At 39.2% G+C, this 20,649-nt stretch carries 18 protein-coding genes; 4 read left to right on the top strand and 14 right to left on the bottom strand.

What is annotated here, in order from left to right; genetic code table 11:
• Window positions 1–54 precede the first annotated feature (54 nt).
• Window positions 55–2,367, top strand: coding sequence for a tetratricopeptide repeat protein (locus ACL9RF_RS01145; RefSeq protein ID WP_422798754.1), 2,313 nt, complete (start codon window positions 55–57; stop codon window positions 2,365–2,367).
• Between the two features lie 18 nt (window positions 2,368–2,385).
• Here ACL9RF_RS01145 and ACL9RF_RS01140 read toward each other — a convergent pair whose 3' ends face one another.
• From ACL9RF_RS01140 to ACL9RF_RS01125, 4 genes are all read right to left on the bottom strand, one after another.
• Window positions 2,386–2,583 carry a hypothetical protein gene (locus tag ACL9RF_RS01140; RefSeq protein ID WP_422798753.1) on the bottom strand — a complete coding sequence of 66 codons (198 nt, stop codon included), beginning with the start codon at window positions 2,581–2,583 and terminating at the stop codon, window positions 2,386–2,388.
• 81 nt (window positions 2,584–2,664) lie between these two features.
• A complete protein-coding gene (locus tag ACL9RF_RS01135) occupies window positions 2,665–3,300 on the bottom strand; it encodes a LuxR C-terminal-related transcriptional regulator (protein ID WP_422798752.1) in 636 nt (211 codons plus the stop codon).
• Window positions 3,301–3,484: 184 nt separating this feature from the next.
• Window positions 3,485–5,053 carry a helix-turn-helix domain-containing protein gene (locus tag ACL9RF_RS01130; RefSeq protein WP_422798751.1) on the bottom strand — a complete coding sequence of 523 codons (1,569 nt, stop codon included), beginning with the start codon at window positions 5,051–5,053 and terminating at the stop codon, window positions 3,485–3,487.
• Between the two features lie 326 nt (window positions 5,054–5,379).
• Complete coding sequence (locus ACL9RF_RS01125; RefSeq protein WP_422798750.1) at window positions 5,380–6,039, bottom strand: sterol desaturase family protein; 660 nt, start codon at window positions 6,037–6,039, stop codon at window positions 5,380–5,382.
• A gap of 1,419 nt (window positions 6,040–7,458) precedes the next feature.
• On the opposite strand from ACL9RF_RS01125, the gene ACL9RF_RS01120 reads away from it, so the two are divergent.
• Window positions 7,459–8,067 carry a hypothetical protein gene (locus tag ACL9RF_RS01120; RefSeq protein WP_422798749.1) on the top strand — a complete coding sequence of 203 codons (609 nt, stop codon included), beginning with the start codon at window positions 7,459–7,461 and terminating at the stop codon, window positions 8,065–8,067.
• A gap of 33 nt (window positions 8,068–8,100) precedes the next feature.
• Here the strand turns inward: ACL9RF_RS01120 and ACL9RF_RS01115 are convergent, their stop codons facing one another.
• The 10 genes from ACL9RF_RS01115 to ACL9RF_RS01070 all read right to left on the bottom strand — a co-directional run bounded on the left by ACL9RF_RS01115 (window position 8,101) and on the right by ACL9RF_RS01070 (window position 19,015).
• Window positions 8,101–8,382 (bottom strand): antibiotic biosynthesis monooxygenase family protein, encoded by a 282-nt coding sequence (locus ACL9RF_RS01115; protein ID WP_422798748.1) that lies wholly within the window; start codon window positions 8,380–8,382, stop codon window positions 8,101–8,103.
• 528 nt (window positions 8,383–8,910) lie between these two features.
• Window positions 8,911–9,660, bottom strand: coding sequence for a hypothetical protein (locus ACL9RF_RS01110; RefSeq protein WP_422798747.1), 750 nt, complete (start codon window positions 9,658–9,660; stop codon window positions 8,911–8,913).
• A 713-nt stretch (window positions 9,661–10,373) separates the two neighbouring features.
• On the bottom strand, window positions 10,374–11,324 hold the full coding sequence (locus tag ACL9RF_RS01105; RefSeq protein ID WP_422798746.1) for a DUF4407 domain-containing protein: 951 nt from the start codon (window positions 11,322–11,324) through the stop codon (window positions 10,374–10,376).
• 1 nt (window position 11,325) lies between these two features.
• Window positions 11,326–11,871: a hypothetical protein gene (locus ACL9RF_RS01100; RefSeq protein ID WP_422798745.1), complete on the bottom strand. Its 546-nt coding sequence runs from the start codon at window positions 11,869–11,871 to the stop codon at window positions 11,326–11,328.
• A gap of 33 nt (window positions 11,872–11,904) precedes the next feature.
• Entirely contained in the window at window positions 11,905–12,180 is a 276-nt protein-coding gene (locus ACL9RF_RS01095; protein ID WP_422798744.1) for an HNH endonuclease, read from the bottom strand.
• A 247-nt stretch (window positions 12,181–12,427) separates the two neighbouring features.
• Window positions 12,428–13,960, bottom strand: coding sequence for an MBL fold metallo-hydrolase (locus ACL9RF_RS01090; protein WP_422798743.1), 1,533 nt, complete (start codon window positions 13,958–13,960; stop codon window positions 12,428–12,430).
• A 32-nt stretch (window positions 13,961–13,992) separates the two neighbouring features.
• Entirely contained in the window at window positions 13,993–15,237 is a 1,245-nt protein-coding gene (locus ACL9RF_RS01085; protein WP_422798742.1) for an MFS transporter, read from the bottom strand.
• A 98-nt stretch (window positions 15,238–15,335) separates the two neighbouring features.
• Window positions 15,336–16,442 carry an MBL fold metallo-hydrolase gene (locus ACL9RF_RS01080; protein WP_422798741.1) on the bottom strand — a complete coding sequence of 369 codons (1,107 nt, stop codon included), beginning with the start codon at window positions 16,440–16,442 and terminating at the stop codon, window positions 15,336–15,338.
• A 177-nt stretch (window positions 16,443–16,619) separates the two neighbouring features.
• Window positions 16,620–17,294 carry an ArsR/SmtB family transcription factor gene (locus ACL9RF_RS01075; protein ID WP_422798740.1) on the bottom strand — a complete coding sequence of 225 codons (675 nt, stop codon included), beginning with the start codon at window positions 17,292–17,294 and terminating at the stop codon, window positions 16,620–16,622.
• 299 nt (window positions 17,295–17,593) lie between these two features.
• Complete coding sequence (locus ACL9RF_RS01070) at window positions 17,594–19,015, bottom strand: PLP-dependent aminotransferase family protein (protein WP_422798739.1); 1,422 nt, start codon at window positions 19,013–19,015, stop codon at window positions 17,594–17,596.
• A gap of 99 nt (window positions 19,016–19,114) precedes the next feature.
• Between ACL9RF_RS01070 and ACL9RF_RS01065 the strand changes: the two genes are divergently transcribed.
• Window positions 19,115–19,615 carry a cupin domain-containing protein gene (locus tag ACL9RF_RS01065; RefSeq protein ID WP_422798738.1) on the top strand — a complete coding sequence of 167 codons (501 nt, stop codon included), beginning with the start codon at window positions 19,115–19,117 and terminating at the stop codon, window positions 19,613–19,615.
• Between the two features lie 20 nt (window positions 19,616–19,635).
• Complete coding sequence (locus ACL9RF_RS01060; RefSeq protein WP_422798737.1) at window positions 19,636–20,550, top strand: dihydrodipicolinate synthase family protein; 915 nt, start codon at window positions 19,636–19,638, stop codon at window positions 20,548–20,550.
• Window positions 20,551–20,649: the final 99 nt, after the last annotated feature.

The raw sequence follows: 20,649 nt of genomic DNA, 5'->3' as shown, positions 1-20,649 counted from the left end.
CCATATTGGTACAATTACTGCTATATTTTTAGGTGTGTAAAACAGAACTTTTAAATGACATACGACGACTTATTAAAACTATTTTACAACGGTGATTTAGAAGAGGTTATATCCAAGGGTGAATTATATTCCTTGGCAAACCCTGAAGATGTTGAGGCTTTACTTTTACAGGCTATTGCTCAACATGATATGGTATTTAGCCTGGGAGCAGAACAAATTTTCACGACCATTCAAAATTATGTTTTACCTACCCTACGTAAAGCTTTAGCTGTACAACCTAACAACCCTAAAATTTTATATAATGTATTGGTTTATACCATCGATAACCAACAGAATCTGGTGCGCCATGGTCCCTATAACAAACATATTGACGACGATACCAAAGATGAGTTTATAGGTTATGCGCAACGCGTTATCGACCATACAGACGAAAAACTTCTGGGTTATGATATGCTGGCAAGAATTTATGAGTTATTAAACGATTTAGATAAAGCTTTAGCCACCATTGAACTGGGGCTTCATTATGTAGATAACAACCCTGATGCGGACAGAGAAGCGCGCGGTCAAGGTTTTTCGGCTTTATGGATCCGGAAAATAAAAATACTGGAGCGTACCAAAAAGCTACCTGGCAGCGACCTTGCTAAAATGATTAACGCTGCGCTTTATAATTTTGACAGCAATTATGAAGATCACTTTTTCGACCTCGCGACAATTGCCTACCAGCATGAGGAATTGGATGTCTTGGTCCTTATCTTGATGAAGGCTATAAAAGGCGATGCCGAAGAGGAGGAAATCAAAGAGAAGCTTGGCTTTTGGTGGGATGTTTTATTGACCGAACAAAAAAATGGTTTTCAGCATCGGGATCTGCTGTATTTAATTTTAATTATAGAACGCTCGCATTATACCTATACCGGGAGTGATGAGCATGGCTATTATAAGCGTGCCTTAACTTGGTATGCATCTTTTCCCGACGATTATGGGGTTTTACACTTCTTAGGTACCTATTACTTTGAGCACGAAGATTATGCACAGGCTTTGGAAATGTTTGAAAGGCTATTTCGGGTAAACCCGAACAGCATGGCTTGGATTCGTTATATACAGTCTCGATTTAAGGTGTATAATACGCTGGAGGCTATGCTACCTCCGATGTCGCTGCCCCCAACCGATGACCATGCCATTGATTATTATAACAGTGCTGTATTTCTCGGCGAATTTGTGGATACTTTGCCTCAAGCTTATCAATTGAGCTATCAAAAATTAGTACTGGACTTGTACATGACCAGCTATACAGGTTTCCAAGCTTACTTTGAGGCAGATAAATTCGAATACCTACGCCTGCCCATGTGGCATTGCAGGGCAATGTGCTGTGCTAATATTGCGGTGCTATACAAGGCTGCATGTAAGGATTTTCATACCTCAGCCGCTTTTGCGCTAGAGGGATTGCAGTACAGTCAGTTTCCATTATTGTACAGCAACCTCTTAGAGGTTTACCATGAACTGGAAGAATATAGCAAGATAGACGACTTGGCTGATCGTTATTTCACGCAGGGATTTGGCGATATTCCGTCGCCTTATAACTTCCTTATTGCTGCGATACAGCGGCAGGCAAAAATTCATTTGGGCAATACCTTTTCCTTGCAGCAAAACAAAGATATGCTGTATTCCTTTTACCAATACGCAGAAGAGAATACGATTATGCAAGATGACCGCAGCATTTTTACCAATGCATGCCATGCCCTAACGACATTAATTTATGAAGAGGTGGAAACATGGGAAATCACCGAAAAGGTAAACTTCTATGAGCATATCTTACAAGATTACCCCAAATATGCCTTTGCTCCCTTTCAACTTATGCAATTGTATAACGAATTGGAGGAATACGAAAAATGTCAATGGGCAGCGCAGCGTTATCTCGAGATAAAACCCGCAGATCAGCTTGCGGATACCGACGCCGAAAAAACCTATTATTTTCTATTGAAGGCGCCATCGTGGTTAGGTAATTTCGAAGAGGCTATACATACCTTTGAGCGTGATAGAAAGGCGGCAGCACGGGTTATGTTGCCAGACTCCTGGTTAATTTATATGAAAATTGCTACCGTAAATTATGTGAATACGGGAAAAATAGTGGCGGTAAATACCCTAATCGCCGAAATGGAGGCTTTCTTTGCCATGCATCAGCTGGAGGATATAGAGCTATTTGATGAAGTACAAAAACTTAAAGCCATAAATCTGCATAATGCAGGAAAGAAAAATGAGGCCATTCGCTTATTAGATCAGCTTATGAAAAAGGATAAGTATGAACCTGAATTAGACGAACTAAAGGCTAGCTGGGGTAAGCTTAGTTTTTTTGCTAAACTTGGCTTTTGATAGCTTCTCATATATACCCTACAAGTGTAATGGTGCAGCATGCTGTACCTTTACACTTGTAGGGTAAAATACGGCCATAATACCGATTAAAAACCGTATTATGCCAGGTGCCGGCTCTCGGCTTATTTTGTGCGCCATGCGGATGGTTATTAACCATTCTCCGTCACTTTTACTGCTGCCGATAGCAGCGCGATAGGTATTTAAGCTATAGAGCAAAATTCCTTATGGTCTTTAACTTGGATAAAAAAGAGCTTAAAAATTAAATATTTAAATAATTAAAAAATAATTCACCCTAAGTTAAATCAGCTCCTTTTCCTTCGCTAGCATTAGCAGCTGCCCAATCGAATTTGTTTTTGTCTTCGCCATTATATTACGTCTGTGGCTAACAATGGTATGTTTACTTAAAAAGGTTCTTTGTGCCGTTTCCAGTACACTTAGGCCTTGCGCAAAATAGTTAAGAATTTCTGTCTCCCGTACGGTTAGTACTTCATATCCCGCATCAGTGTCTTCCTTTGCATCCAATAAATCCTGAAGGTAGGGATCCATGTAAAAGGATTTTATTGAACTGGCGTATAGGGCCTGTGTGATAGCATCTAAGCTACAATTTTTACTGATAATTGCGTCCGGCTTGGCCAATTGTATATTTTTTAGCACATAAGGCGAAGAAGCATTGGTGATGAACAAGACCTTGGCAAAGCGATTTAATCGCCGTGCTTCACTTAAAATAGATAAACCTGAATCCCCCTCCAGGTAATAATCTACAAAGACATAGATCTCCTCATCACCGCGCTCAATTAGAAATTGAATAAGTTCAGATTTATGGTTAAAGGTTTTAACAAACTTAAATAACTCATACTTTTCCAACATCAAAGCCAGGAGCTCTCCAAATAGTGGTTGTGCGTCAAGAATGACTGCATTTTTATTATATTTCATAGGTATGGTAGATAATTCAGCACATAAAAACAGCGGCACAAATAATCTGGTATCCCCTTGTAACTACTGTCTTAATTTCTGAAACAAAAATAAGCCTAGAAACACCATAATGACTAGAATATAAGCTGCAATAATAACAGTTTTCCGAAAACTGATAGCAGTTAATACTTAGTAAAACAACCGTTTAACTTAAATTTTCGGTAGTGGAATGTTCTCGCGCAAATTTAATAAATGTCGAAGGCGATATTCCGGTAATTCCTTTAAAAACTGCAGAAAACTTGCTGTGACTGGAAAAGCCAGATATCTCTGCGAGGTAAGATAATTTATAGTTTAATAGCTCGGGTTCTGTTTCTAAACGTTTTAAGATATAGTTGATACGGAAATGTTGAAGATAATTTTTAAAATCTGTCGATCGGTGTTTTTTAACTAAAAGAGAAACATAACGCTCATTGGTATCCAACCTTGTTGCCAGTGTTGCTAAAGACATTTCCTTATTCAACAAGTAATCGGTCTTCTCGATTTGCTCTAAGGCTAATAGAATTCTATTTTCTGTCGCCTCGGATATGGCCAATTCATTTTTTTCAGTACTAACTTCCGGAACTGTTGTCTTTGTAATCGAAATATTCGCTCGTCGGTTTAGGGAAGAAATAATTTCCATAAACCGTTTCCGATCTTTTCCACGTTTAAAAAATACAAATACCATAAAAACAATGAAAATCATACATCCTAAGGCTATGACCCCATTCCTTACCGTTACCTGATTGACATACCACTCCTTATCTTTCCCCAACTTTATATATAACTCCTCCAATACCCTGTTTCCCGTATTCTGCTGTTCTAATGTACTTTGGCGGTATTTATCCCGATACAAAATCGATAAATCCAACTTACCTATGGCTTGGTAGTACTTGGCATAGGTTTCATACAAATCGGCTGTTAAAAAGGAAGATTCAGAGGTGGCGTTTATTTTTTCTATTAATTGTAAGTAATAATGGGCACTGTCATATTGCTGGCGTGCCAAGAATAGTTCGGCTTTAATCCGGTATATCTGAGGCAATAAAATACTCTCTTTACCCGATAATTTCTGCAAAGATGCGTTAATTAAAGAGTCAGACCTCTGCAAATCGCCTAAGCTTAGGTAACATACTGCTGCCAACCGGTCGTTTGTAGCCTGCGATAATAAAGAACGTTGCATTAAGGTGCTATCTGTGATCTGCCTAAAATAATGCTCCGCCGATGTTAAAAATGTCAGCGCTGTATTATAATCCTTTGTATTTTGTGCTACAAAACCTTTTTCCTGCGCTATATTGCCTTTGGTCAGAAAATAGGTCGGACTATCTTTCTGCTCCTCTACTGCTCTTTCCGCATCGCTGAGATGGTTTTTTGCTTCCTGGTATAAACCTGAAACACGAAAGTAACTCGCCAACATGCCGGAGGTAGAAATTTGATATTTGGATAGCTTTTTGACATTTGCCAACTGTTTAGCTTGGAAAATATAATACAAAGCATCGGACATTTCTCCGTTATTTTTATAGATTTCGGCTTTTAATAATAAGGAACGTATTCTTTCCTCATCCGTGTCTGCTGTATTGTATAGGGAATCACTGCGTGCTAAAGCCTCTTCTGCACTTATTCGGGTGCGGTCAAAAATTTCCTTATACGCCGCCTCAAAGTTTCGTTTTTGAGCCTTCGCTGTTAAAATGCTAATAAATACAAACGTAAATAATAGTAGATAAGTTAAATGACTTTTCATTAATATTAATAAGTTGTTAGACTCTATTATTTGGTAGATGTTGGTATGCCAATATAAGTCTATTAATGACCAACTTACATTAGTGAGCACAAAAATACATAAGATATTTTATATTTTAACTAAATAGCAAATATTTACTTTAAAATAGCATGTTTATGCTATTTATACAAATATAAATCCAATTATTTTTTTTAAAAATTAAATACCCCATGTGGATATTAAAAATTGGTCAATAAAGTTTTTTTGCAGTGGGCACAGAAAAGGCTGCAGAATTGCAGCCCTTATTTGTACTAATTTTCTTCTTATTTTTCTTTTTTTAAGCGCGCTTATTTTTCCGCTTTAGGTTTATTCTTTTGCTTATCATCGGGACCAAAACCAGAGCCTAATATACCATCCCAAATGGAAGAACTTACGCCAAAACCCTTCTCAGGATCGGAATAGTGGTGCAACATATGGTGCTGTTTAATCCGTTTCATAATACCACTTTTAAAATTAGCATGGTGCATTGCATAATGACATTCGTCATAAATCAGATACCCCACCATAAATCCTGAAAAAAAAGAGGCTAAATAAAATTCGTTCGAGAAAAAAAGGGTAAACATAAAATACACCAACGTTGCCAATGGTATACTTGCCGACAGTGGCATCACCAAACGTAAACGATCTTTAGGATAATCGTGATGAATACCATGAAAAATCCAATGCACACGCTTTAAAAATTTATTCTTTGGGTGATAATGAAATACCCATCGGTGCAAAGCGTATTCAAAGATTGTCCAGAATAACAATCCAAACACAAAAAAGCCTAAATAATTCCAAATACCTAATTCGCCTGGGCCTAGCGCTTTCCACGAAAAATAGAGGATGACAGGAACATAAAAAATAACAGGAACTATAAAATGAACTTTACTTAATGATTCCAGGAAATCACTTTTAAACATTCGTATAGATTCACTAGAGTTTGATACGTAATTCTTTTTTGCCATATCTTTTCATTCTTTATTATATCAAATAACTTCCGTGCAAAGATAATAATTTATTGACTTTTTTACCGTTCCAATCAAAAAGCAAGTGCTATTGTTGTAATCTGAAGGTAAAATTTTGATCTCGGATAAGCTGTACCATGCTTTAGTAGGTGCACATGTTTATGTAAAGATAAGATTAAGCTGTATTAAATTAAAAATAAATTTTTATGGTAGGCAATAGGTTTTAGTTTAACAGCAAGTAGCTCGCCATTAAATTATAATTGACCTTAACGTATAGGCTTGCCCATTGCTTGCCTGCAAAAGGGAAAAGGGGAAAGGGTAAATTTAATATTTAATACCGAAGTGAAATTTATATAAAAAAAAAGGAAGGTATAGTGTGTAAGAAGATGGATGGGGAAATCGGGATAATTCGCTCTTTGCTATAATATCCGCCACCCTAGCAAAAGCCCTTTCTTTACAATCGGGCTATGCTAAGATTTTGGATACTGAAAACAAACAGAACACTATTATATAAACAATTTTTTAGCTCAACTATTGTCGTAAGGTATCGACCATAGCCTATACCTGCTAAAGCCTAAAGCTTACCAAACGATTTTCATGTATTTGTTATTCTATTTTTTTGTATCGATATATTTTTTATGTATAACCATACATGGTTCTTTATTAAGGTATACATGCATACAGATATAACTGCATGCTGGAACTTCGTTTGGATGTATCCCTTAGTAAGGACAGACCTTTTAAATCTTTTGCGGGTTAAAGGTTTTTAAAAACCGGTCATTTAATTAAATGGTATTTGTAGTAGATGAAAAAGAATGTTAATTTTATAGCGCCAACAATAAAATTACAGCCCGTAGCATAAACCTTATGTATATACATTTCATTTGGTATGACCGGTTTCAGACAGCCGAAGAGGTGCGCTTGTTTACTATACCATATGTGCCGAAAGACAAAAGCGTCGCCCCTCTTCTTCGTCTATTATTTTAACATGCTCATCTTGATGGGCAGTATTCGTTCTGACAATAATCCTGAAATGAAGACCTCTATACGCGATTATAACGCGGATGTAAACGGTTTACCATTCAAATTTTATGTTATGTGTTATGTGTTTTGCTCATAATTAATAAAGGTTATGCGAAGTACTTAATACACGCGCAATCTATTTGTTTAAACCCTTTAACGCTTGGAGACCTGGAGAACTTCGCTTAAGGAAAAAACTGTCAAAATAATGCGATCAAAAAATCGCTACAAATTAGTTAAAAAGCAAGTGACCAACATGGGCTTTATGACATAGCCTGGCGGTTTATGGTTTGCAATAAGAACTTCGATTAAACCGCCCCTACAGCATGATAACCACATCACTTACACAAAGATACACAATTAGATAGAGTTAACAAAATATTATCAAATAAAAAATTTATGAAGACAGAAACGGAATATAAAATTGAATTTGGGAAACAGGTGGAGAAATACCTCAAAAAATCAGGCTTAGACATCAATGACTTTGCGCGCCTTATTAGGTCAAATACGGATAATGTACGGGATATTATGGCGGGGAACGTAGGTTTAACCATTGGCAAAATGGTAAATATTGCGCACTTATTTGGACAGGTATATTATAACTTCGCAAACCCCAACTACCCTATTCCAGCAAAAAATGAATTGACAGAAAAAATTAAGGATATCATTGATAGAAGAAAACGTATTGGCAAGAAAACAATCGATAAGAATAGAATTCTAGCGCATAAATTGGATAAATTTATAATGGATGGATTATTGAATACACCAGTAACGTCTAAAATAATTCATTATAAAATGGGCAAAGATGTGAAGAATAAAAAGACGTCTGAAATTACTAATCTCCTTGGAAAATCACCTCGTAACAAATTTATTCAACCTATAGACATTTATCATAAACAGAAGGTGTATATCCATAAGGATTATGCCCAAGCATACCGTAAATTGTCGAAGGAGGAATTGGAACAGATAATTCTTCAACAGGAAGAAAGAATAAATAATAAGGACTAAGGTCTTTTACCTGCAGTGTAGCTTAGGGCTTACCTATATATAATGTAAGACCTGCGGAAATGGCTCGTAATAATGATGCAACAGGGCCTTCCATTCGTTATATTGTGGAGACTGTCGGAACCCTATTTCATGCGCTTCTATAGATTCCCATTCTACCAATAGGATATATTGGTTTTCAATTTCTACACATCGCTTAAGACTATGCTTTATATAGCCTGCTGTAGCGGCGATGTATTTCCCTGCTTCCTGAAAATCCCTTTCAAAATCAGCATTTTTACCCTCTTTTATATTTAATATAGCAACTTCTATTAGCATAGGACAGTAGTTTTTTTTGTCTAAAACGAAGGTATAAAAAATTATTAGTAGGAGGACTTACATTTCTTATTAATGTGGCCGTCAGGCCTTATTCTTTAAAGGGTTTAGGGGTTTAGGGGTTTAGGGGGGACTATGGTTCATCGGCTCACCTTTTTCGGCGTTCTGCAATAACTTTGGCCGATATTAAGGCTGTGGGCATATTTATGGCGGAATGCAGGTCGTAGGTAGGTAGTTATTCGTCAGTTGTAGATATAATACAATATAATATATTTTATTTACTAGGCAGGTGCCTCTGGCATACATACATTGACCAAACCGGGCCTCCGTTTCTTGGAGTATTATACAATTAGCGGGCACTTTGCTTTAAAAGGAAAAATAAAACCCTCCTCAGCTGTCCAAGCTAAAGAGGGCTTATTTTTCTGCCATTGCGTTATTGTGCGAATAAATTATGTTTTTTGAGGTAAAAGCTATGCAGTCTGTTCTGCCAGGCTACCGCATCAAACTTCTATTATGCAAACCGACAAATCTCTATTCAGCCGCATTGATGGACATAATAACGCCGCGGTAATTTTCATAGTCAGAACCGATATACAAGAGATCAAATCGTTTCTTTCCTTCCTCTTGTAAAGATTTCTTGAGTGAGGAATAGTTTATTTTTTCGATTTTCGGATTCCAGTCGCTATCTGTTTCTGGTTTTATTGACGCGATATCGTCCATTTTAAATATGACCTTACTCCTAGCGGTAGCCACAGAACGCTGAATAAATAAGGTATCTGCATCCACCTTATTGACACGAATCCATCCCGCAGGAAGACCTTCGATACTATTGCCCTCAGCATCGGTAAAAAAAGTAACCCCATACAACTGTCCGGCATGTATTTGTTGTAACGCTGTGGTCATGTTTTGTATATCATTTTTATACTGTTTTCCATCTTGCCCTGTCTTTATAGCGTAAATAACAGCACCAACAAGAGCGATGACAAGTAGCGAAAGGTAGCCCTTCCACAACTGAAAGTAAGGAATGCTAACGCTACTTTTAAAGGCCTTAACCGTTTCTTTAATTTCAGGAGAATAATCAGTTACTGGAATCAAATCGCCGTTGGCATTATAAAGACGCGACATTTTCACAAAACCACCGCCTACAGGAAGTCCAAAATACTTTATCCCTGGCGTTACCATATACAAATCCAGCTGTTCGGGCAACTCTTTATTTTTTAACACTCCCGTAATACGTTTTTGACCTAAGGTATAATCATAACGTGTATAGAAAAAAATCATGCTTTATGTAAATTACTTTATAAAATATAGTATCGTTTTTAATTATGGAGCACAAAGGTACATTTTTATATAAAAAATTCACCATTTCACCTATACTTTCGGTTAACCCGATAATTAAAAAGCACCTATATCCTTAAAAACAAATCGCTTAACAGCAGCATGGTTAAACAGCTCCTATCTTTTGACGATACCGTTTACAGGAACAGTACGCCCTGAAAAATTGAATACACATTACCATCTTACACCGCGCATCAGGCCGACTTAATTCTATGAACGGCAACTTATGAAGGAATGCGAATGGTGGTTTCTATAAAATGGCGATCGGGTAAAATACCAGCGGATAAGCGATAAATCGCGTAAGGAAAGAATATAGGTAAACCTGAGATTCCTCCCCTCCCTACTACATGCTTATAAATAAATCTACTGAGTCTGCTGAGTTTGGTGAGTGGAGTAGATTGGGTTGATTGGGTTGATTGGGTTGATTGGGTTGATTGGGTGAATTAAGAAGGCTATACAAAGGAAAACCTACATATAGCCTTCTCAGGCTTTATTACCAAAACAACAGCTTTTTTTTGTGGTTGTCGGCTCTGCTCCAGAGCAGTGGATTTGCATAATTAGCCACCTTGCTCTGTCGCAAGCGATTAGGAGTTAAGGAATCGTACCCCACAATCAGCGGAAATGTCTAAAGACTGTACCGGTAACAATCGCAAACCTTAAGGCGACAATTTCTCTAACATCTTTAACCTCACCTCCGTTTGATGTCGGATTAGTTTATCGTAATCCGATTCGCTATCCCAAAGTTTTAGGGATACCACAAAAAGCTCAATCGACAAAAAGAAGAATAAAAATAGCAGGTAAATAAAAAGTGCCAGATTCGATGTGGTAATAACGCTATGCAGTATTTCGATTTCATCGATAAATCCAGATGTTTTACGAAGCTCCTCTTCCTTTTGTTTTTTCAGCGGACCAATTGAGGCTTCAACTTCAAACTTTTTGTTTGTTAAGGCTTCTATTTGTTTTAATGTCTGCTCGAGCTCAAATTTCTTTGGATTCTCTAATATGGATTTATTGGTAGAGTTGGTGGTATTCACATTATTACCTTCCCTATCCCGCGTTACCGAGGTATTCGTATAGCTGGTAACAATAACGGGATTTTTTTGCAGCTCACTGCTGATGAAACTAGCCTTTTGATTGAGGTTTAATAAGGTAGAGTCGTAACTAGCAATCTGGTTTCTTAAATCTGCTTCGCTATTTTTTACAGCATCCTTAACACGTTCGTCCATAAGCTGCACCTTTTTAAGCTCAATATCTTCCTTAAAGATAATCTGATCCATAATAAAGGAACCAATAAGTGCCATAATAACGGCCAAAACTACCCGAAATGCCGTTGATACTTTACTTAACTTGGACGACAATATAATAATACGTTCAATTTGTAAAATCACAAAAGCACAGATTAACGCCGCAACAACACCCCCAAAAATACCGGTATGCAGATAACGCATAGCAAAAGTGTAACCTATAAATACCCATACCAGCATAATTAATAGCAATGCGGAGGTATATTTTTTAACATTTTTGGAGCTTATTTCACTGGAATGTTTTACAAGCTTATAGTTGAATCCTGTAAGCCAGCATCCAAATTTTAACCACCAATCTTTCATATTAAAACTCCTTCATTAATAAAGTTGATTGTGTAATTGAGGATAAACCTTTGGTAAAACCACGTTGATAGGCCAAAATTGCTCTTTCAAATAAACCGGTATCCTCTTTTAAAGACTTGTCAATTTCATACACCTTACCCATATGCTCCAGCAAATCCGCTTTTTTCGTCTGCAACTCCTCAACCAGATCCACAAGTCCGGCACGCGAGCGCGAGCTGATATGAAAATCAATCTCCTTTACCATGGAATCGTGATAGGTTTTTACCTGGTGGAGTATAATTTCTAAATCATACTTTATTAATTTAAGGTTATCCTGTTTATACTTTTCATCTGGACTCACTAGAGCATCGTTAAACCCCTTACTCTCGAAGTCTAATTTAAGGTAGTTGTAAATGGCCTGAATACCCACAGCCGTATTTAAGTTTGCGGGCGATTCGGCATCAATTTTTTCAATAAAAACCTTTTCCGGAATTAAAATATTACCATTTTCTTCCGCCTTTTCTTCTGTGCTTTTATGTTGTTTTTTAAAGAAATCAAATATTCCCATGGTTTAGGTGAAGGGTTAAAATAAGATTAAATGTTAGATTAATTTTGTTGGTATCTGATAATGACTATGTCCTTTAACGAGGCATCGTTTACATAAGGTAACCAGTAAGTTGTTTTCGTACTCCCATGGCGCCTTAAATTGTTTTGTTCTACGAATATAATGGTACTGACGATGGTGTAAATGTAGGTTATTTCCATCGTTACAAATCACACATTGATTGTTGTCTCTTTCGAAAATTTCATTTTGTTTGGCCTGCCATCGATAATCTGCATATACGGAAGCATAAGGACCAAAATTCTTTCCATCCATTAGTTAATAATAATTGTAGACCACTAAATTACAATTTTTTTTTGTATTTAATTAATTGATAAATTATTAAATATTTAGGATACATATGGAACATAGCCGAAATGCCAGTGCGTGTATCCTTAGCATATATTGCTGTAGGTAGACACGCATAGCAAAGACAGCCGCTCTACTTAATTTTCCGTTTTAAGTAAACCGTTATTTTGCTTATGCATAACCGTATGGCAGCATTTAATGTAAAACCAAACGACTAATTATTATGATCTATCAACCCCTCTAAATCCCCTATGTATATTTTTACCTTCTCAAAACCGTGTTTTTTAAGCATAGAATACGCCATTGCGGCACGGGTTCCGCTCTTGCAGTGTACAATAACCTGTTTGTCTTTGCTTACTTTGCTGAAGCTGTTTTCCAAGTCTGCCAATACGATATTCTCTGCCGTTGAGATAGGACCGGATTGGTATTCGTCCTTACTGCGTACATCAATAATTTGAATGTTTTTGGCATTAGAAAGAGACTTAAGTTCTGTTTTGGATATCACATTCGACTGTTGTAAAGGAATGCCCAATGACTGCAGATTGTTGACATATCCGTACATATTATCCATACCGATACGCATCAGCTTTCGGTTTAAATCCTCGATTTCATTTTCATCTGCAATCAGCACAAACTGCGTTTGATAATCCAATAACCAGCCCATAAAGGTTGAAAATGATGTATTACCCTCAATATGCAGGCTATTTGGGATATACCCCTTGATAATGGTTGTCAGTTTTCGGGTATCAACCACAGTCAAACCATTTTTCTGAGCGGTCAGGAAATCGCTTTTGCTTAATTTTTGGCGTTTTGGAACTTCAACCAACAAGGGGCGAGGTATCCTGTTCCATTGTTTCATCGTGGCAAAGTATTTCGGCGGGTCCGGCTGTCCGTCAAGGATATACTTTACAAACCCTTCCACATCGTTGCTAAACTGAAAAGCTTTGCTTGTCAACTTCTCCTGCTTTAAGGTAGATTGTGGTACATCACTTAGCGATTTACCACAAAACGAGCCTGCTCCGTGCCCCGGCCAAATCTCTAAATCGTCAGGAAGTAGTGAAAAAAGCTGTATGGAGGCATACAACTGTTTTGCTCCCCTATCCTGCGAACCAGCCTGTCCGGCAACTTTCTCCAGCAAATCCGGACGACCAACATCGCCTACAAAAATAAAATCCCCTGTCAGTGCTTTTTGAGGACTAGAAGATACAGAAAGATCTGTTACCAAAAACGTCAAACTTTCGGGCGTATGCCCCGGCGTGTGCATCGCTTCCAAAATGATGTTGCCCATTGTGATTTTATCGCCGTCTTTGATTGGACTATGCGGAATTTCATATTTCCAATCGGGGTCCGTTTCTCCCGATAGTACCAATTCCGCTCCCGTAGCGTGAGCCAGCTCCGGCGCACCACTCAAATAGTCAGCGTGGATATGGGTTTCTGTTACCCTTGTTATCTGCAGGCTGTTATCTTCTGCAATTTTCAGATACGTATCCATATCACGTTTCGGATCCACGACAATAACCTCCCTGCTTTGCCTGTTGCCGACCATATAGCTGGTCTGTGCCAGCGTAGGGTCAAATATCCGCAGAAAAAAGAGATCTCCTCCCGAAGAGGCATCGATAATATATATATCCTCCATACCCTTTTGTTCCCTATTGAAGCCGACCAACGGCGAGGCAACCAATGGCGAAGTAAGACAAGCCGCACCAAATAAAGCCCCTGTTTTTAAAAAATTTCTTCTACTTTCCATTATTCCTTAATTATTTTTGCGAATTGAACGTGTTATTTTTCCAATGTTTCTTTCATCCGTACCCAAACGACAATACCCGAAAGGAGCGTAACGATACCCGCGAGGTGGACTGCCCACATCAGTCCGAAGAAGTTGCCGACAACACCGGCCATTAACGCACCTACGGCGTACCCCATATCACGCCAAAAGCGGTATACCCCCAGAGAAGAAGCTCGCCAAGTTGGGTGGGCGGCATCACTTATGGCAGCCAGTAAAGCCGGGTAAACCATTGCCGTACCCAAACCTAACAGCACCGAACCAACCAAGCCGGCAGTCAAGGGGTCCAAGAACTCCATACCGATTACGATATGCCCGAATACTTGCACAAACATCCCCCAAACAATAAGCGGTTTTCTTCCCCATTTATCGGCTAAGGGGCCTGTTACGACTTGCCCTACGCCCCAAACGACAGGATAAACGGCTTTAATCCACCCAACACCCTCCAAGCCGACACCCATAGACATAAAGAGCAAAGGGAATACGCCCCAGGACATCCCGTCATTCAGGTTGTTAATCAAACCCGCCTGCGAAATCGAAAACAGGTTTTTGTTTTTGAATGATGTTTGTTTGAATACCCACCACAAATTCGGCTTATGGGCTTCTTCGCCCAATGTGGTCGCCTGAATTTGAGCAGCTTCCAACTGGGCGTGTTTCCGTGTATCCTTTACCAGGAAGATGGACAGCATTACCCCTACAATCGTGTAAGCAATACCAAGATAAAAAGGTTCCGGTCTTAGTCCGTAATACGATGCCAGATAACCCGTTACCAATGCGGTCAACCCAACTGCTCCGTAACCTGCAGCCTCGTTCAATCCCATTGCCAAGCCCCTGCTTTTCTTGCCGACCAAATCAATCTTCATATTGACAGTCATGGACCAGGCCAAGCCCTGACTTACACCAAGTAAAATATTGGCAAATAATATCCAGTTCCACGATGGTCCAAAAGCCAATAAAAACGGAACAGGTAAACCGACAAGCCAACCCCAAATCAATACTTTCTTGCGGGTGTACTTATCTGCCAAGACACCCGAGATCAGGTTGGTGAACGCTTTAACCACGCCAAAGGCGATGATGAACGAAAAGACAACAACGTCTGATTGGATGTTAAAAACCTCTGTTCCGACCAAAGGCACAATGGTTCTTTCCAAACCAACCATACCGCCCACCATCATATTGACCAGGACGAGCAAGGTAAATTGTTGCCAGTTTTCTTTTAATCCTAATTGTATATTCTTCATTTAAAATACTGTTTTAATAGGTTAGGGTTTGTTCTGCCGTTGCTATCCAATTACCCAATTCCTCCATACAACTCCTTTCTGTTGCCACGATGATTTGCTTATGAAACAGCACATCGGTTGGCTCCTGCTTCCAAATCAGCGGGGTTGATACCCTCGTAGTTTCCGCTTTTATTAAGGGTCGCAATCTGTAGGTAGTTGGGCGGGGTTGGGGGAATACGCTTCATGGTCTGTTCGATAAACGCTTCTTTGTCTAATTGCAACAAGGCAATGTTTTTAGAAAGATTAGACAAACTATCGCCGATGATTGTCCCATCAAATGTGATGGTATTTGAAGTATGTGCAGGTAGGATAAATAAATCGTGCTTGCTTAGGGTTAAAATTCGACCCAACGAATTAAATAACTGCTCGGCTTTCTTTAGCCCCTGTTCGTGGTCAGCTTTCAAATCAGGCCTTCCCACACCATCGGTAAATAAGGTATCGCCCGTCAGTAGGTAAGTATCGGCTACCAAGTACGAAATACTTTCGGCTGTATGCCCAGGAGTAAATATCGCCGTAAGTTCAGCTGCACCAAAAGGTACAACCTGTCTGTCACTAAGGGGCACAAAATCATAATCCACGCCTGCGTTCTCTGTAAATAGCTGCGTTGCTCCGGTTGCTTCCGCCAATTCCATGCTGCGCGAAATATAATCAGCATGAATATGCGTATCCATTACAAATTTAATCGTCCAACCGTAACTTTTCGCCAATTCCATATATACATCTGGATCTAAAGACGCATCCACGACAATAGCTTCCTTTTCGGAGCCAACGATATAAGAAAGACAACCTTTGGCTACCCGTCTTACCTGTACAATCGTTACATTGTCGTCTTTTATTTCTGCCGTGTTCCAAGCATAATTCCACGCTTTCATACCGCCCTGTAACGATAAAGCATTATAGCCTTTTTCGTTCAATAAGTTGGCGGCGATAAGGCTTGTTTTACCTCCGGCACATACGGTTACAATGGGTGTGTCTTTGTCAAAAGTTGTATCATCAAAGACCGTCTTATCTCCGCTTACAAGACCGGCATACACATTCTGGTGAACACTGCCGGCAATATGCCATTCTGCTCTTTGCTCCTGTGGCCTAATGTCTAATACCACTACTTCTTTGCCGTCCTCAAACATTTGTTGAAGTCCTAATACTGCTATTTCCGGTGTACGCATAACTGATATAATTTATGAGTACAAAGATAAAGAAAAAAACAAACTATTCAATAATTCTATTGAATAGTTTGTTTTGAATTATTCTAAACCTTTAAAAAACAGCTATAAGGAAGCAAAAATAAAAGGGGCATCCCATTAAAAATGAGATGCCCCAATATGAAAGTCTGATCCTTATCTTTACGAAACTTCGACCTTTTCCACAGGATAACCTTTTAACGCCCATTCAGGAAAGCCATCATCCAGGCGTACTGCATTGTAGCCGTTTTCGGTAAGCATTGCAACGGCCTCATCGGCAAAAACACAAAAGGGACCTCGGCAATACGCTACAAGCATTTTTCGTTTCGGAAATTTCTTTAAAGAATTCCCCAAATCCTCTATCGGTATTGATAATGCTTTATGAATATGTCCTCTATTATATTCCTCTTCAGGACGTACATCCAAGAGTATTACTTCGTCATTGTCGAGCATGGAGGCCAACTTGTCGACATCAATAGCCTGCATATCTCCGCTTTGACCGCCCCGAAAATCATGGATTACTTTTTCTACTTCAGCATTGAAAGTCATGCCCAATTCCCGAAGCGACACCATCGTGCTATACATACTTTCGCTGGCAAGCGAATAGTTAATAAAATTGCCGTTACGGCTTATCTTGACCAGCTTGGCATTTTTGAGGTTCTGTAAGTGCTGGGAAGTATTGGCTATGGAAAGCCCCGTATTCTTTGCTATTTGCTCTACACTAAACTGCCCCTGTGCCAATAGGTCTATGATTTCTAACCGATGTGGGTTTGCCATTGCCTTGACAATTTTAGATAATTCCGTATATACCTTGTCTTTAAATTCTCGTTTGTTCATTTTTAATATCAATTAGCTAATACCTTCACTCCTAGTTGGTATTCCTCCTGCAAAGGTAAAAAATCTATTCAATAAATTTATAGAATAGCCACCTAATCACAGTCTCTTCTGTAGCTAATGGCATAAAATACAAGTATACCTATAAATGTTAGGTATACAGCCACGGTCGATTGATGTTGCCCGACTTTTAGAAAATACACCTCCTTCTTAAATTACGCGAATAAAGGTTGAGCGTATTAAAGCATTATGCTGGATCTATTGAATATAATCAATGTATGGCAACAAAAAATAACCTAGATTTACAGCAAGGTTGCTAATGCCATAATCCCCTCCGTTAACTCCTTTTCAGAAAGCGAACCGAAGCCTAATCGTATACCGTTTATAGGTTTATCAAAGCTATAAACATCGGGAGTGATAATTTTAATACCCCTGCCATGCAATTTTTGGGAAATCTGCAACCAGTCCGCTTGCTTATTAGGAACAATCCAAAAAGCTAAACCACCATCAGGAATGGTATACGTCGCTTTGTCCTTCAAATGGGTATAAAGCACAGATGCCGTAAAATCCCGTTTTGCTCTGTAGTGGTTAGTTGCCTTTTTAATATGCCGCTTTATTGTGCCGTCTTTGAAAAGTTGCAAAACAGCCTGTTCCATAATACTGTCGCTCTGTACATCAATAATCTTTCGCAAACTACCAACCTTTTCAATCAACGCACTGTCGCCGCTTGCTAAATAGCCGATACGGAGAGCGGGTGCAACAACTTTACTCATTGTGCCAATGTAAACATATTGCTTTAGTTCCGTAAAACTTGACAAAGGCAAGATAGGACGATAACCAAAATGAAACTCATTATCGTAATCATCTTCGATAATCATAAAACCATATGTGTTGGAAAGCCTTATCAATTCCAGCCTTCTTGTTAAACTTAATGTTACCGTAGTCGGATATTGGCGGTGCGGTGTAACATAAATCGCTTTTATTGTTACGCCCGAATGCAGATAAGCGATTACATCCTCCATCAGCAAACCATCCTGGTCTACCCTTGCTGGCAAAAGCTTTGCACCTGCATTCTCAAACGCTTTCCATGCAGGCTTATATCCCGGATTTTCGACCAGTACATAATCGCCTTTCGCAAATAAACACTGAGCCGTGAGATACATCGCCATTTGACTGCCACGGGTGATGCAGATATTTTGTTCGGTTACTTGCATACCCCTTTGATGATTGAGCATTTGGACAATAGATTTTCGAAATTCCAAATCGCCCAATTCATTGCCGTACCCCATCATCTGCCACCTTGCCTTTTGATTGAAGATTTGGCGGTATGCCCTTGCTAATTCTGTAATGGGCGCAATTTTACTATCCGGGCTTCCATCATCAACCTGCAAATGATAAGGTTTAATTGCTGTATTTTTTGGAGCAGCTATGACCTGGTTGGCGGTATGTATGTTTATAAAATCGGGTAATGCATCGGCAACAAAGGTTCCTTGTCTTTCTTTAGAGATGAGCCACCCCTCGATTTGCAGTACATTTAGGGCTTCTACCACCGTATTGCGGTTGACTTGCAAAAGTTGTGATAGCTTTCTACTGCCGGGCAAGGCATCGCCGGGCTTTAACCTGCCCGAGTGAATATCTTTTATAATGGCATCGGCTATTTGCAGATAAATAGGTTTATCCGATTGTTCATTTAACTGTATTTCAAATTTCCAACCTCTTAACATCTGGACTATCTATTTTTAATAGAACTGTATCATTACAATGGTCCAAAGGTACAATATTTTGTATAGCAATAGTGCAAAAAAACAATAAAAAAAACCATTATGGCAAATTTAGAAACAGCAAGAGAAGTTAAAAAATCAATCCATGCAGAACAGAAGCAGTTTAGCTCAAAAGACTTTCATCAGACGTTTGCAAGGCCAACCTATGTAAAGCCGTCACACATCATTCATAAGAATGTTGAAAATACAGGTGTACATAGCCATTTTTCGGAGGAAAGAAAACATCCGGTTTTCTTTGTGGATTTACCGAGTAAAAATGTCAGTATGACCATTGGCGGTTTGTTACCCGGACAAAAAACACAGCTGCACCGTCATACCTACGAAACCATACTGTATGTTATCGAAGGCAAAGGTTGGTCACGCGTGGAGGATGAAATTGTAGAATGGCAGGCTGGCGATGCAGTGTACATTCCATCCTGGGCTTGGCATCAGCACCAAAACCTTAGCGATACTGAGGCTGCAAAATACATCGCGTGTGAAAATGCGCCACAACTGCAAAACTTAGGCGTAGCATTACGGGAGGAAGAGGGCAGAGACTTTTAACTTTTAACAAACAACTATACATGAATTACATGAATAAAGTGCCATTTAAGGGTGTAATCGCTTATGCCATTACACCGTTTGACGACAACGAGAATATTGATATCCCATTATTCAAAAAACAGGTTGAACGCTTGGTAACAGTCGGCGCTCATGGTATCGCTCCATTGGGAAGTACCGGTGTAATGCCTTACCTTAATGATGTCGAAAAAGAAGCATTAACAGAAGCTACCATACAACAGGTAGCAGGCAGAGTACCTACCTTAGTAGGCGTTTCAAACCTTACTACATCGAAAACTATTTACCATGCACAATTTGCCGAAAAAGCAGGTGCAACGGCTGTCATGATTATACCCATGAGTTATTGGAAACTGACCGATGACGAAATTGTTAAACATTACGATGCTGTTGCGTCCAAAATATCCATCCCCATAATGGCATATAACAACCCTGCCACAGGCGGGGTGGATATGTCGCCAGAATTGCTGAAACGCCTATTGGAAATTCCTAACGTATCCATGATAAAGGAAAGTACAGGCGACATACAGCGTATGCATTATTTGAAAAAAGAATTGGGTGAGGAAGTTGCATTTTTCAACGGATCCAATCCGTTAGCACTTTCCGCTTTTTCTGCAGGCGCAAGGGGTTGGTGTACTGCCGCTCCTAATTTGATACCCGAGCTCAATATTGCGCTGTATGAAGCTGTACAGAACAATGACTTGAAGAAAGCCCAGGGTTTATTTTACAAACAGATGGATTTGTTGACATTCATACTGGCAAAAGGTCTACCACGTTCCATTAAGGCCGGTTTAGACCTCTTGGGAATAGGCGGAGGGGGCTTAAAAAGTCCGTTAAAACCGCTTTGTGCTAACGAGCTAGCAGCCTTGCAAAATTTACTTTCTGCTATGGAAATCGAAGTGTATGAATATGAGGCATAAATCTAAAATAGCGTAAAATGACAACACCATTCTTTTATCAAGCACGATGCCCTGTCGCTAAGCCGGGAAGATTTCAAATTTCGGGCTTGGTACTTGACT

It is taken from the genome of Sphingobacterium sp. Mn56C (assembly GCF_049319645.1).
Classification (GTDB): Bacteria; Bacteroidota; Bacteroidia; order Sphingobacteriales; family Sphingobacteriaceae; genus Sphingobacterium.
This window is presented reverse-complemented; position numbering and strand designations above follow the sequence as displayed.